This window comes from Flavobacterium rhizophilum (genome assembly GCF_046000485.1).
GTDB lineage: Bacteria > Bacteroidota > Bacteroidia > Flavobacteriales > Flavobacteriaceae > Flavobacterium > Flavobacterium rhizophilum.
The window spans coordinates 299,132-313,786 of sequence record NZ_JBELQB010000003.1 but is presented as its reverse complement, the minus strand read 5'-3'; the positions used below and the strand labels follow the sequence as shown (position 1 = coordinate 313,786).

Below are 14,655 nucleotides of genomic sequence, written 5' to 3'. Positions count from 1 at the left end.
ATGGATATCAGCACCATCGCCCGTTCAGTAACGGGTGATGGTGTGCGGTATCTCCGCCTTTTTCTGGAAGAGTATACCTCAATATTTAACGAAAGGGTAAACCCCTCCTGCCCTAAATGTTTAACCGCTTACTTAGAGAAGTACAAAAACCATTTTAAAAGCATGGAAAACACCACACTATACAGGCTGCATGCCAAATATGAAAACATTCCGCTGGAGTTTGGATCTCCCATACTGGTAAACAATGCCAATATCACTACAGAATATGCCAAAAAACTGTTACGGCATAAAAACGGCGAACGCTATTTTGCCCATATCCCACAGCAGTTAAGCGAAAAATCGGTAGTAAAGCTAAAACCAAAGCGCAAACCAAGAAAAAACAACAACCAAAATAAAGCATAATGAGAACCCTGTTAATAGACGTATGGAAAAGGCTCACCCCGTGGAGTAAATCGGCCGACGTATACGCCAACGATACTGATAATGCCTATCCTGAACGCATGGACAGGCTCATAAACAACAGTGTAACGGCAAAATCGGCAGCAGCCATCATGGTACAATATCTTATAGGTAAAGGCTACGGGGAGCAAAACGACACCATTATTGTAAACAAAAGCAAAAACACTAAACTAATTGATTTTGCCTGCGATGTAGCCGAAGCACTGGTAAAACAACGTGGGGTGTATATCCATATTAACTGGAACGCCCTGTATCAAATTGCCAATTTCAGCATTATTCCTTATGAATGGTGCAGGCTGGGCAAAGCAGATAGTAACGATTATCACGGTAAAATTGCCGTTTGTAAAGAATGGCTTAAGCCTAAAAAAACCGACATTCAGCTTATAGATGTATACAACCCTGATAAAAGGGTCATTGATGCTCAGGTTGAAAAAGCCGGAGGATGGGACAAATACAAAGGTCAGGTACTTTACATCAGTATGGATACAGGGCTTATTTATCCTCTTTCCCGTATTGACAGTGTAGCTAACGATTGTGATAGCGAGGCACAGGCATCGGTATACAAAAACAGGCTGCTGCGTAAAGGCTTTTTTGGGAACACGCTCGTAGTTACACGTCCGCTTATCGGCGAGGGGCTCGAACCCGGCAGCAAAGCACTTATAGAGGCCGAAAGCGAAAGGGAAAAGTTCCAACAGGCCATAAAAGACAGTCTGGGTGCCGAAAGTACGGGTGGGGTTTTATGCCTTGAAATGGATTTTGCCGGAGAAAAACTGGACGATGCAATACTGATAAAACAAATTGAAAGCAAAATAGACGACAAACTCTTTAATTATACCGAAACCAGTGTGCGCGAAAATATATTGGTTGCCTTTAACAACCTCCCTGCCGGACTTATAAAAACCAACGAAACTTCGTTGTTTGGCAACTCAGGCGAAGCCATAAGGGAAATGAAACGTACCTACTGGGAAAACACCACAAAAGAGCGTAATCTGCTAACTGCTATAATTAACCAACTGCTACAAAAATCGCAGGACTATCCAAGCCTTAAAGTTGAACCTCAAAAACTGATAGATGATGCAGCTCTTAATAACCCGAAGTGATATAGCCCAATACAGGCAGATATCCAAAACGCCCAATACCGATAAACTGAATGAAATGATACTGGATGCCCAAATTCAGGATATGGCACCGCTTTTAGGCGAAAAACTCTACAACAGGATAATTTCTGCCCCTCAGGATTATACCGAATTAATGGATGGTGGCACTTACGAACACAAAGGTGAAACCTATACCAATTACGGACTTAAAATGGTGCTCTCCTATTTTGCTTATGCAAGGCATATAATGTTCTCTTCCATTACAGATACACCTTACTCAGTAGTAGAAAAACTTAACGACAGCAGCCGTACGGCAGATGCATCGGCAAAAAAAGCCATATATACCCTTAATAGGGACAATGCCTTTAAAATTTGGGAAAATGTAAAAAACTACCTGATACGTACCTCTCATCCCGATTTTAACTGTAAAGGCAGCAGTACACCTCAACGACTACGATTTACTAAAATTGGATAACCATGATCATAATAAACAGCGTAAGCAACACCCTGTTTTCTTTTAACGGGATAGAATATTTCAGGAACTACATATCGGTTGTTCGCGGTGAAAGGATAGAAATCTTTAACTGCTATGAGCGCGACGATGTTATGCTCCCTTTAACCCATTATAGTGAGGTTAGCCTTAACGGAATAACTTACAGCAATGCTTCAGATTTACAGTCGGTACTACAAACCGTAATCTATTCCAGAGCTACACTGGGCAGTGACGAAGTAGAAGTTGTAGAGCAAAATAATGTGGGCAAGATAATTTACCTTGACTATGTTAGCGGCAGTGATTTACTAACTCAGGTATTAGGAGATATTAATTCACAAACCACACTTATTTCTGCTACAGATAACCCGGTATACTTTACGGCATATAAATCGGCCACCACAGCTTCTGTTGCTCAAAAACTGCGTTTTCAGTTTATGGGCGGAAAAGGAACATGGGGAGCTGGCGGAAGTGCTGTACTTCCATCACATCTTTATCAGTTACCACCCGAATCGTTACTTCCGGAAGATATTACTGCAAACAATAAATCTAATGTGATTTCTTTAGGACAGATTACAAACGAAACTGAATTCCTAACCAAGGTAAATAGTACATTAAGAGATCTTACCGATACATCAAAGTTACATTACTTCAGTTATTCGCTTGATAGTATTTTATATATAAAACGTTTTACAGGGCAGCCCGGTGAATATGACGGTGCACAAACAATACTTACTGAAACGGACTTTAATGATGCTACTAATAGTAATGTACAACCCGGATTATACTTACCTACACTTAAGGACATTACTGCTATTGACTCATTCACAGATACCCCTATTACTATAACCGACAATAATACGGGAGATAATATTACTTTTTCAGGCAGTTCGGTAAAACATACTTCGGTAGACGGTAGTAAAACAACCTTGGACTATCAGCCAAATAGCGAAGATGTAACCTACAGTATCCCCGCTAAAAGTACAGACGATGTATTTGCAATGCAAAGTGATGTTAACGGTATTACTATTGTTACAAATCAATCGGCTAGCGAACTATACCTAAAAAATGTAGACGGAACCATATTAGCGACAATAAATCTGGGATTTCTTAATAATGAAGGAACTACTTTTTTTTATAACGAAACCAGTGAAAAACTGGAGTTAAAAAACGACGATGGTGAAGTACTTAGTGAAGTTCCTGTAAGTGCTTTTGTGGCTAACCTTATGCAATCGGTTAACTTTAACGGAGCCACACCACAAACACTTGAATTTAAAGATGCCGAAGGTAATGTGGTGGATTCGGTTACATTTACTGTCTCAAATATCCAGGGACTGCAAAACGCCCTTGATGGTAAAATAAATATTACTCATCCCTCAAACAACATAACTTCTGTTAATCTGACTGACTGGCAAAAAGCTTTTACAGATTATATTTCAAGACGAGAAAGTTCCCCAGTAACTACGGAGGTGTTTAACGGAGATATGAACACCATGAACAAGGGTACGTATATGACTACTATGTCAACCACAGCCACGAATAAGCCGTTTTTAGATGTTGGCGGTTTGATTTCTGTGGGGTCTGCAACATTAGGCTTTCAAATATTAGGGTCAAGAACTGGTAATGAATTATGGTTCAGACCTTATACTAGCACTTATGGTTCATGGTATAGGTTATGGAACTCAGAAGACTTTACTTTAACAGGAGAATTGGAAGCGAGTGAAGATTTAAACACTTATACAGAAACTGGTATATATACTCAAGACTCTAATGTAGACGCTTCGGGGGGAACAAATTACCCGACACCTTATGCCGGGATATTGAAAGTATTCAGAAAAGGAGATTTTATTTGGCAGAGATATCACTCTTATTCTTTACAAAATGAAGTTTTTCATAGAGGAAGAAACTCAAGCGGAAGTTGGGTTTCTTGGGTCAGGTCTTGGGATACTAGTGATTTTTCACAAAGCAATATAACAAATTGGAATACGGCTTTCGGTTGGGGAGATTTCAGAAATTTTGGTCTTGGAGAGTTCTTATTACCTGTAACAGATTTGATTTCATCGGATACTAATGTAAACAGGTTCTTTAGGTTTTTATCAAGTGCTAACGGCTCGGGTGGTTTCGCTGGCGGTGCAGTTTCAATTCGATACGATAATACTCCCAGTACATCATTTATTGGTGCAAATGGAAGTTATGCTTTTGTTGGTTATAAGAATGGAGAAAATGCAACACCGCAATTTTATAAACTTTGGGATGCAAGAAACTTTACTCAATCTGATGTTAACAATTGGAACTCAGCATACAACAGAGGAGATTTCAGAGACTATGGTCTTGGTAGCGGCTTAGCTTCAAATACCGCCTTAGAAAATGATATACTTATTTTTAATACAACCGGTATTTTTAGAGTGGCTTCAACAGCGATTAATCTACCTGAAACAGACAATGGTTTTATATACAGGATGTATCGTGGAGGTAATAATGCTTATGTAGTATTTTATTCTGATTCTGGTAAAATATTCAAAAATATTAAGGACGGTAGTTCTTGGAGCGGCTGGGAGAGGATTTTAAGTAGTGGAGATATTACTATTGACAGTTCTATTGGTGATGCACAAGATTTAAATAATTTTACAAAAACCGGTAACTATAGCCAAACATTAAATGCTCAGGCAGCAACCGGATCAAATTATCCTGTTCCTTATGCTGGTATGTTAGAAGTATTTTCTAATAATATTACATCTGGAGGAGGTATTAAGGTTTATCAAAAATATCATTCATACAATAATGAACTATATATAAGAGGAAATAGTGCAGGTGTTTGGAGTTTCTGGTCTAAAATAACAAAAAGTTCTGATTTATCAGGTTATCTGGCTAAATCAGGCGGTACAATGACTGGTGCTATAAAATACGGTAATCCTAGTGCAAATCAAATATCCTTTTTAGGTACTCAATTAGCTGGTACAGAAATAGGATATACAGCTTGGATGCTTCAAAACCTGGATTATGATTCTACAAATCAAAAATTCACCAAACCCAGAGCAAATTTATTATCATTAGCATTAGCATTAGGAACTGGAGATAAAGCCCTTAGGCTAATGTATGCCCCAAATGCCGTTTCAAATGGTGATGAGGCTGACTTAAGTACTGTTTTTTCTGTTGACTCACAAGGTAGAATCATAACTCAGGAACATGGAACTTCTGAGCAGTGGAATGAAGTTTATAGTGATAAAAACAACTACCTGAGAAATCAGGCAGATGGAGCGCCAGGAAATGTAATGGGTGGTGCATCGTTTGCAGATTTAAATAATCTTCTTACAGGAATTGCATGGGTTAGTAATACTATATCAAACCTTCCTTCAGGACAGGCTTTCCATGTAATATCATTAGCTGGTACTGATAGCTATCAATCACAATTGGCTTTAAGAAGTAGTAATTTCTATTTCAGAAGTAAAGAGGCCGATTCATGGCAGTCGTGGAAAAGAATATGGCATTCAGGCGATTTCACTCAATCAAATATTGACAACTGGAATACAGCATACAACAGAGGTGATTTCAAAGATTATGGTATCGGTGTGACAGCACCTGTTACTTATCCAATGACAGACTTAAATGACACCTCTGTACCAAATGGCACATATGCAGTTGTTGGAGCTTCAACTTCAAATACTCCAATAACGAATTCAGGTACCATAACTGTTGAAAGGTATTCTACATATATAACTCAGAAATATCAGGCGGTAAATCAAAATGATGTGGTAAGAATGTTTATAAGACATTACAAAACCGGTTCTGCATCATGGACACCATGGAGGGAAATATGGACAGATGAAAACTTCTCTCCTAATGACAAAGCTGAAGTTAATGATACACTATCTTTCAAAGGAACTATTCCTTCAGGTGACAACATTAATAACTACACTGTAAATGGCTTTTATTCTACCGATAGCTCGACCGTCACTAACTTACCTGTTGAAGATAAAGGAATTTTAACTGTAGCTAGTAACGGCAATTATAATTCTCAAACCTATACCAATTACAATTCAAACGAGTTTTATTTCCGTACTTCAAATCCTGCTGGTGGGTGGAACTCATGGGAAAGAGCGGCTAAGTCTTCAGAAAGGATTATAAACGATACTTTAAGTACACCTCCTTCATCAGCATCATTAAATGCACTGTACCCATCTGCAAATGCTACTTTTACCGTTATAGCTCCAAATGTGGAAAAAGGGAACATGTATGTAAAAACAGATGACGGGTGGCTTGTATTCATCGGTAATAGGGTATACTAAATACTTGTAAAGATTTGATCAAATCTTATCATTGTGGAAAAAATATGGATTGCTTTGTCAACCATTATAGCAGGAATACTTTCCTGTTATACCGACCTCAACCTGGCTCTTATTCTTTTTGCCATAGCCACGACTCTTGATACTGCTACTGCTATACATGCCCAAGCCATAGCTAAAAACCTAAAATTTAATCCGGCAAAAAGTTATTTCTGGAAAGAGATATCGAGTACGGGATTAAGAAACTGGATGAAAAAAATTCTATGGGAATATGGCGTTTATCTCATCATGGCTTTTGCCATTGATCAGTGTGTTCTTAAAAACATGATTTTATTTAAAGTACTTGGCAGGGAATTAACCCTGCCGGTACTTGCCGTATATCTTTTTGCATTTATAGAAATGTGGAGCATTGGGGAGAATATAGAGCGCGCAGGTGGCATTAATATTTTTAAACGAATATTACTGTTTATCCCCGAAAAATATCAAAAACTATTAAAACCTTAAGCTATGAAACTTACACAAAACTTTTCTCTGGAAGAATTTAACTGTAAAGACGGTACAGCTGTACCTGAAAAATATTACCCTAATGTGCTTAAAGTAGCCGAAAACCTCGAAGTGCTCCGCGAATACCTACAACATCCTATCATTATTTCAGGTAGCGGATATCGTACTAAAAAGCATAATACCCAAGTTGGTGGTGCTCCTAAAAGTCAACATTTGACAGCTTCTGCTGCCGATATTTCAATACACGGACTTTCTCCTATGAAAATTGCCGAAGCTATTGAAACTCTTATTGAAGAAGGAAAAATGCAGCAGGGAGGTATGGGTGTTTATCCAACTTTTGTCCATTATGATATTCGAGGAACGAAGGCTCGATGGTAAAAAATATAACTCCTTATGTCATAAGCCTTTTATTACTTATACTACTTACTGTTCAGTGTAATAAGAATAATAGGCATAAAAACACTTACCTAAGTAATCTGGATGCTCTTACCGATACTGTAAAGTACTATAAAAACAAGACAGGCACACAAACGGCTACTATAAAAACACTTCAGTTAAAAAATAATGAACTCAACGACTATATTATTAATAAGGACGAAGAGTTAAAAGCAGTTACAGGCGAGTTCAGTTCGCTGCAATCTGTAGTAAAATATACCACATTAACCAAATTCGATACTATTTATATCCCTCTGGAAAAACCTATTATTACCGAAAAAAGATTTGAAGTGAGCGGAGAAAAAAAAAGTAAATGGTTTAGCCTTAATTACACAATTACAAACGACAGCCTTACTATTGCACCTCTCCTAACCTATACCGATGCCAGTGTGGTAACCGGAATAAAACGCAAATGGTTTTTGGGAAAAGAAACCCTTACTACCGATGTTACCTTTACAAACCCAAATATAACGGTGACCAATTTAAAATCGGTTACTGTTATGGTAAATAATCCCTGGTATAAAAAATGGTATGTATGGTTAGCTGCCGGAGTAACAGGTGGCTTATTGCTAAAATAATTTTTAGTTACTTTTTTAAGTACCTGATATCAAAAAGAGTACGCATTTTAAGAGTACTTTCAGAATAATTATCAGACACGTTAAGCACTTTATCCTTATCATCTGCTATAATATAAAAACGGTTTTCGTCTAAAACACCAAAGCCGTTTTTTAACCTGCACTTATGTTGTGCTACATAAAAAGCTACAGCTTTATTATGCCTTAATTCCTCAAGCTTATCATTTTGATCTAGCCTTAGTTTTATTTTTTTGCTACAGTTTTTAAGAGACGCCTTATATGATTTTAAAAGGAGTTCGTCATCAACGTCCGTATTATTACTATTTTCAAGTCGGCTTATTTCACGGTTATCCTTATCAATTTCTTCCCTGTATTTTAAAATATCATTTTCATTAATAAGCAGGGTCATTTCGGCAAACTCCCCCACCGTTATCGTATCCTGAATGATTGTAAGCATTGGCTGATAACCCGATGAGTTTTTTATAGTGTGACTTATATAATAACTAATATTCTCTTCGAGCTTTTCCTCGTGGGTTTTCTCACAGGAAATGCTAAAAAGCGCAGATAGCAAAATATATAATGTACAACGTGTCATAAACAGGTAAAAGGCGTATAGTTTGAATTCCAAAAGTACATTCTTTTTATATCTAAAAAAAACAAAACCATGCTTTTGCATGGTTTTTCTGTTTAATAAATTAGTATATAAAAATTGTATCTGTTTAAAAAGTGTAGCCTATTTTCAGTCCGGCACGCGGAGTCCACTCGTCTACATATTTGTTATCAATATCACCTTTACCTTTTACCTCTATTTTCCACATAATTCCTATAAACGGATCTATAGAAAAATCTCCGAATGTCATTTTAAATCCAACTTCAGGGCTAAAAAAAGAGAAGTAACTATAGGTACCATCAAACTTGCCAAACATCAAATTCTCATCAAACTTTATGTTTCCGTAAGAAAGGTAGTTACCTGTATAGAGCCCTTCGAGCTTAGTACCTTTGTTGTAATATTTTCGCCCTCCTATCTCTATGGCAAATCCCTGCCCGTCTACATCAAAAAGACCAACGTCATAATTCATAATTCCATAAGAGATATTCACAATCTGGGTGTTTTTGTAACCCCATTTAAGACCTTCAAACTCAAATGAAAGTCCAAATTGCGATGGTTCTGAATACATACCCCTGGCACTAATGGTAGTAATTTTGTTATTCTTTTTGTCGCTGTTGTTATCCTTGTCCTGTGCAAAGATGAATGAAGAAGCCATAATGGCTGCAATAGTAAAAAACTTTTTCATGTTGATTTGGTTTTAAGATTGATAATTGTTTATTGATTTAACACAGCATTTTCCAAAATGATGCCAAAAATTAAAACCAATCAAAAAAAGCTATAAAACACTACAAAACAACCCGTTAAAAAACATAAACCACTTACTAAAGTATTTAAAAAACTATTTTTTTAATTGACAGAAAAATTCTAATTCACTTTTCCGTAATCATCAACGCATTTTTTTGCATACTCTTTAGCAATGGCATTAATGCGGCGTTGTGCTTCCTTATCTTCGGCTAAATTGTTTTTATGGGTAAATATTTCCACTACCCTCTCAAATTCGGTTTGGATAAGTCCAAAAAAATCTTCCAGTTTACCGGCACTGTGGTAATGGGTTTTATATTGCATAGACAGTTCGCCTATTGCATCTTCACAGGCACAGTGAAACCTGCTTTCAAGTTCGTTATAATCAGGAGTACTCATACGTTTGTTATTTGGTCGTGCTAAAGATAATTATTTTACTCCTTTATTATTCTAAAAAAAGACCCTACACATACGTACAGGGCCTTTTTAAGGTCTATTGAGTTGGTTATTATACTTGTTATTGCGCCGTGTTCTTAGTTTTTTGCGCTATTTTTAGTTGGGTGCAGGGAACCTAGTCCTCTACAATTGGATTTTCTTCTACAGGAATTTGCTTTTCAACCTGAACATCAAAGTTTTCAAGCATACCGCTGTTACCTATGCCAAATCTCCATTCAAGTATAAAGCTTTCTTCTTCTTCGGTTTCAGGATCATTTTCCTGAATAACTACCATGTGGGCTTTTTCCTGAATATCTTCTTCTTCTTCTTCATTAGCAAAGTAAAGCGTTAGCACATTACCTGTTTTGGTATACGTACCCGAGTTGTACGGTAGATATTGGCCACAGTTGTGTACTACGGTAAACGTATTGTCTTCAAAAAAGGTAAACAATACATCCTGTTCGGTTGGAGTTTCAAGTTCACATCCTAAAGGAAATTCTTCCCCTTGGTATGATACTCCAATCGCTTTCCATTCTCCCAGTATGCTACCCGTGTAGGGGTTATGCAAACCGTTGTCTACTGTCTCCACGTCATCGTCTGAAGTACAGGCTGCAAAAGCCAGTGCCACAAACAATACGGCAACAATTTTTTTCATAGTTTTTAATTTTTACAAATACAGGCCACTAATCTATAAGAATGGTGTTAAATTATGTATTAATAATTTCTTAAAACTTGGATGATTTTTACATTTTTTGCACTTCAAGCCTGTGTCCGCCAAGTGTCCCCTGATTACCAATACCGAAAAAACGAAAGGCTATAAAATCAGTATTCGCTCCTGTTCCATCAGTATGAACCATATGAGCTGTTTCCTGTAGATTACCGTTATTCATAACCAGTGTAAGCACATGTCCGTTAGTGGTGTATGTACCTTCACTAAATAGTATGTTCTCATCACAGTTGTGTTGTATGGTAAAAGTGTTGTTTTCAAAAAAAGTAAAAAGCACATCCTGTTCGGGTTGTTGCGGCAGGTCGCACCCTACTTCAACATGGTCTCCGTCATATTCGTATACAGCAACAGTTTTCCACGTGCCGGCTATCTCTCCCGAAAAAAATTGTTGTATGCTATCTTGTGGTGAAGGGTCTCCGCAATCGGGCGAACACCCAATTGCAACTGCTGTTATACAGCATGCTGCAAGCAGTTTAAGTGAATTCATAAATTAGGTTTGTTTAATTGTTTGTCTGTTTGATAAAATTAATGTTTAAAGTTTTAAAAAAATCTTAAAAAAGCTATCAAAATTAAGCAGCTATCTTATAACATTGCGAGAAACACGTAAAACCACCTGTTTTTTTAAAACCCGTAAATACTCCCTTATCCAAATGAGAGGCAATGATTTATTTTGAATAATCTGCACCTTAAATAAAACTAAATGAATAATCTAAAACTAAAAATTGCGAATACACCCTACTATAATAACGATAACCTGATACTGGAAAAAACCGAAACCGAGATTAACATTAGCCTGAAAAGCGGTGCAAATACTGTAACTCTAACTCCTATTGAAGCAGGACGCATTACAGGGATGCCTACCCCCATGATGGCATCATTAACATTTTGGTATAATTTTGATCCAGATACCAATACCATTACACTATGTGGAAGTGATTACGCTTCAAGCGACAGTACTTATATTACACTGAGTCCAAAAGGCACACAACAGTACCTTAACGTATATTCATATGGAAAGTATGAAAGCGAAAAGTATATTAGTTTTGCTAACGACTCTCTCTTAAAAGAACTACTTAAACAAACTGCTGCAAAAGCAAGCGAGCTTATTATTAATACTGCAAAAAAGCAGTATAACGTAATTGTACGCAGCCCACAGCCGGGGCTTCCGGATATTATTATGGAAGATTTAAGGGCTGTATACCGCAACGGAGTATTTTTAGAACTTCATGATCCGGAAAACGAATATGAAATAGGCGACAAAGTATTTTCGGCCTCTACTGTTTTTGGCGGACTGATAACTTTGCGACCTGATGCTAATTTTGCCAATATTACCAATGCTGCAACCGACCCAAAAATAAGTGGTTACCCCTGGATGCAACTTTGGAATCACTACTATGGCGAAGCCAATGTTTGTGCCTCTAAACATTACAACTATGGCGAAGGCACTTTTAACTGCAGTAGTACCATTATTGGCGGACATGTTATTTTAGGCAAACAACCGGGCGTTGTGCCAGAAGATGGTAACACGGTGTTTATTATACCTATTTGCCAAAGGCATAATAAGAATAACGACGTTTACATGTCCCCAGTTATGTATAACGAAGGTATTGTACTGCATAGCCATTATAATTAGATAAAAAGGTGTTACGTAAAAACACCTGTTTTTTTAAAACCCGTAATAACACGCTGTTTCATGTTATACCCCTTACTTATATTTGTTTCAATTATGGGCAAATAATGAGAAGTTCATAATAAATGTGTATTCTAGCTTATCAAAAACCCCTTGTTTGGTCGTAAGGGGTTTTTTATTTTTTCCATTATTACAACTTTTAGTTATTTAATAATAGATTTAATCAATAGGTTTTAAAAGCCCTTAGCAATGCTAAGGGCTTTTTTGTTTGTCTTATTAATAAGTAATACTACGGGTTTAAAAAAAACAGGTGTAATCACGCAATTTCAAACCAACCGACAGGCGTAACTTTGAAAAACACTAAACAATTACAATTCAAAACATTAAAAATATTACACGTGTATTCCCTCAAATGTATGCTTTGAAAATGGAACCTAACCATTTTAAAAAACAGGGGCGGAATCTGAAAAGCCTAAAGAGTAAGAAACTTAACCAACTAAAAAATTAATATAATGGCATGTAGAACTCCATCTGTAGAGAGAGTTGCAGACAAATCAGTTAATGCACAAAAGCAACTCGACAAACTAACCGAATCAGTTAAAGCACAAAGAGATACGCTTTTAGATGAGTTTGACGGTAAAGTAGGCGAAAATCTAAAAAGAGCCCGCGTTAGTGACGGTACCATTTTAGGTTCTAACGACTATATTAAAGTAGAATACAGCTACGAATTTAGCCTGGACAAAATTGCCGGTGTAATTAAAGATACCTTAAAGGCCATTGCTGCTAACAAAGATTCTAAAAGTTTTCAGGATGCCTTTAGCGATGAGGCGGTAGAGTCGTACACTGACTTGGTTAATTCGGTATCCGAAGCTGCCAAGTCAAAATCAACAGCTGCAGCCAGTATTTCTTTCTCCATGAACAGGCTGGCTCCTGGTGTATTTGCTTTCCTTTCGGCTACATCTGCCAGTTTACTGGAAGAGGAAACCTTTGGTAGCGAATCGATCACATCAACAATTATCTTCTATCAGCTTATTTATAGTATAGACGATTTAAAAAACCAACAGAGTTTTGATGAGGCTGCTATAGATATTCAAAACCTGATGAATATGAAGCGTGTACAGGCTGCCCTTACCGATAGCCTGGCAGACGGATCCATAAGTATTGATGACTGGATGGCTAGGGACGAGAAACTTAATGCTGCTGTAGAGCGATTAAGAGCCCGACTTGATTCGAGAGGATTTGCCGACAGAACCAAAGTTGCTTCAAGAGGTATGAGCGAAAACCAACGACTTGTTACTACAGCCCTTGAAAGACTTAATAAAATGGGCAAAGTATACTACCCTGCGGTATCTATACTGGAAAGCCGTTTAGAATTAAGCTACTATAATTAGTATATTTATGTGTTTAGAAAAAAGCCCCTTAGAAAATCTAAGGGGCTTTTTGATTTACAAATGCAAGTACTGAAATACAATATTATTTTCTGCTCAAAAAGAGTTTATTAATTTACTAAAAGCAGAAAGGATGACGATTTGTTTGTTTTAGGCAAATTAATAAAATCCTGCTAAATGTTAAAATACCCAACAATAGGTATTTCAATACCTGCAACTGATTTATATTCTTGCAATTTAAATTTATTACAGGTTTATTTTACAGGTATTTTTACCTGTTTTTATAAAACAAGTAGTATTCCTCAGGGTTAAAACAATAGAAATCAGTACCTTTGACAACAGGTTATAATCCCTCACAAGAGTGTAACCACACACGTACCGACTAAAGCTTATTAAGGATGATTTTGACACTAGCTTTTTTAATAAGCATACCTAATTAGTAAATATACGTGTACACATAAAAACCCCTTATAATGGACTAAGGGGTTTTTTCTGTTTTATAAGGGTTGTATGTTTTTACCAGGTTTTACCTTCGGGCATTTTATCAAATATAAAACTGAAGTACTGGTCGTAGTAGCTAAGGGAACGGTCGTACCTGTTACTGTCGCGCATTTCACCGTCTTTTAGCACGTAGTTATTAATGGGATATATTATTATGCCATCGACTGGGTCATAACACTCCAGTTTAAAAACGGTTACCTTATACCTGCCCTCCTTAAACTCAATCATACCGGTGCATATTCCGCCCTGAGAAAGAAACGACGGATCGGGCAGGTTCCTGTAGCCGTAGCGTTTTAAATCGTCGGGCGTATAGGAAATACTAAAATCAAGTACGTTGTAATTAAAGTCTACATACTGGCATTTCCCCGTGAGTTTTATCTGTTTCATCATTTCCTCGGGGGTTACCGTCCCCGGAAACACTTTTTCCCAAACCAGGTTACTTTTTATAATACTAAAATTATGCTGACCAAAACCCAGCAACGGAAACAATAATAGTAACAGTAGTTTTTTCATAGAGGTGCTTTTTAATTGGTTTTCAGAGAATACCAATCAAATAGTTTGCCAAGAAAGGATTACATCGTGTCTCACAATGACGCTATGTATTGTCATTTCGATACGGAATGAAAATGGAGTGAGAAATCTAATCAAAATACAAAGAGATTTCTCCACAAGGTCAAAATGGAAATGAGATTCTTCCTTTCGCCAGAATGACATGCAGTACTCATAAAGAGATTGCTTTGTTCCTCGCAATGACGGAGTGTACTGTCATTTCGATACGGA

The 14,655-nt window shown here is 37.1% G+C and carries 15 protein-coding genes; 9 read left to right on the top strand and 6 right to left on the bottom strand.

What is annotated here, in order from left to right; translation table 11 throughout:
• Genes ABS768_RS05500 through ABS768_RS05470 form a run of 7 tightly spaced genes read left to right on the top strand, consistent with a single transcriptional unit; the run spans nucleotide 1 to nucleotide 7,846 of the window.
• Nucleotides 1–402 carry a hypothetical protein gene (locus tag ABS768_RS05500; protein WP_408073972.1) on the top strand — a complete coding sequence of 134 codons (402 nt, stop codon included), beginning with the start codon at nucleotides 1–3 and terminating at the stop codon, nucleotides 400–402.
• Nucleotides 402–1,559 carry a hypothetical protein gene (locus ABS768_RS05495; protein ID WP_408073971.1) on the top strand — a complete coding sequence of 386 codons (1,158 nt, stop codon included), beginning with the start codon at nucleotides 402–404 and terminating at the stop codon, nucleotides 1,557–1,559. Before ABS768_RS05500 ends, ABS768_RS05495 begins: the two co-directional genes overlap by 1 nt.
• Nucleotides 1,531–2,031 (top strand): DUF6712 family protein, encoded by a 501-nt coding sequence (locus tag ABS768_RS05490; protein WP_408073970.1) that lies wholly within the window; start codon nucleotides 1,531–1,533, stop codon nucleotides 2,029–2,031. The genes ABS768_RS05495 and ABS768_RS05490 overlap by 29 nt, the downstream gene beginning before the upstream one ends.
• A 2-nt stretch (nucleotides 2,032–2,033) precedes the next feature.
• Nucleotides 2,034–6,332, top strand: a complete 4,299-nt coding sequence (locus ABS768_RS05485) for a pyocin knob domain-containing protein (protein WP_408073969.1) — start codon at nucleotides 2,034–2,036, stop codon at nucleotides 6,330–6,332.
• Between the two features lie 33 nt (nucleotides 6,333–6,365).
• On the top strand, nucleotides 6,366–6,833 hold the full coding sequence (locus tag ABS768_RS05480; RefSeq protein ID WP_408073968.1) for a hypothetical protein: 468 nt from the start codon (nucleotides 6,366–6,368) through the stop codon (nucleotides 6,831–6,833).
• Nucleotides 6,834–6,836: 3 nt separating this feature from the next.
• Nucleotides 6,837–7,211 (top strand): YcbK family protein, encoded by a 375-nt coding sequence (locus ABS768_RS05475; protein ID WP_408073967.1) that lies wholly within the window; start codon nucleotides 6,837–6,839, stop codon nucleotides 7,209–7,211.
• Nucleotides 7,205–7,846, top strand: coding sequence for a DUF6549 family protein (locus tag ABS768_RS05470; protein ID WP_408073966.1), 642 nt, complete (start codon nucleotides 7,205–7,207; stop codon nucleotides 7,844–7,846). Before ABS768_RS05475 ends, ABS768_RS05470 begins: the two co-directional genes overlap by 7 nt.
• Before the next feature lie 7 nt (nucleotides 7,847–7,853).
• On the opposite strand, the gene ABS768_RS05465 is transcribed toward ABS768_RS05470, so the two are convergent.
• The 5 genes from ABS768_RS05465 to ABS768_RS05445 form a co-directional block, all read right to left on the bottom strand.
• Entirely contained in the window at nucleotides 7,854–8,471 is a 618-nt protein-coding gene (locus ABS768_RS05465) for a hypothetical protein (protein ID WP_408073965.1), read from the bottom strand.
• A gap of 91 nt (nucleotides 8,472–8,562) precedes the next feature.
• Nucleotides 8,563–9,138, bottom strand: coding sequence for a hypothetical protein (locus ABS768_RS05460; RefSeq protein ID WP_408073964.1), 576 nt, complete (start codon nucleotides 9,136–9,138; stop codon nucleotides 8,563–8,565).
• Nucleotides 9,139–9,317: 179 nt separating this feature from the next.
• The gene (locus tag ABS768_RS05455; RefSeq protein ID WP_408073963.1) at nucleotides 9,318–9,593 is read right to left on the bottom strand and encodes a hypothetical protein; all 276 of its coding nucleotides are present in this window, start codon (nucleotides 9,591–9,593) and stop codon (nucleotides 9,318–9,320) included.
• A 172-nt stretch (nucleotides 9,594–9,765) separates the two neighbouring features.
• Nucleotides 9,766–10,284, bottom strand: a complete 519-nt coding sequence (locus ABS768_RS05450) for a lipocalin-like domain-containing protein (protein ID WP_408073962.1) — start codon at nucleotides 10,282–10,284, stop codon at nucleotides 9,766–9,768.
• Between the two features lie 88 nt (nucleotides 10,285–10,372).
• Nucleotides 10,373–10,843 (bottom strand): lipocalin-like domain-containing protein, encoded by a 471-nt coding sequence (locus ABS768_RS05445; RefSeq protein ID WP_408073961.1) that lies wholly within the window; start codon nucleotides 10,841–10,843, stop codon nucleotides 10,373–10,375.
• Nucleotides 10,844–11,056: 213 nt separating this feature from the next.
• Between ABS768_RS05445 and ABS768_RS05440 the strand changes: the two genes are divergently transcribed.
• Complete coding sequence (locus ABS768_RS05440) at nucleotides 11,057–11,989, top strand: hypothetical protein (RefSeq protein ID WP_408073960.1); 933 nt, start codon at nucleotides 11,057–11,059, stop codon at nucleotides 11,987–11,989.
• Between the two features lie 509 nt (nucleotides 11,990–12,498).
• Nucleotides 12,499–13,377, top strand: a complete 879-nt coding sequence (locus ABS768_RS05435; protein ID WP_408073959.1) for a hypothetical protein — start codon at nucleotides 12,499–12,501, stop codon at nucleotides 13,375–13,377.
• 513 nt (nucleotides 13,378–13,890) lie between these two features.
• Here ABS768_RS05435 and ABS768_RS05430 read toward each other — a convergent pair.
• Nucleotides 13,891–14,388, bottom strand: a complete 498-nt coding sequence (locus ABS768_RS05430) for a hypothetical protein (RefSeq protein ID WP_408073958.1) — start codon at nucleotides 14,386–14,388, stop codon at nucleotides 13,891–13,893.
• Nucleotides 14,389–14,655: the final 267 nt, after the last annotated feature.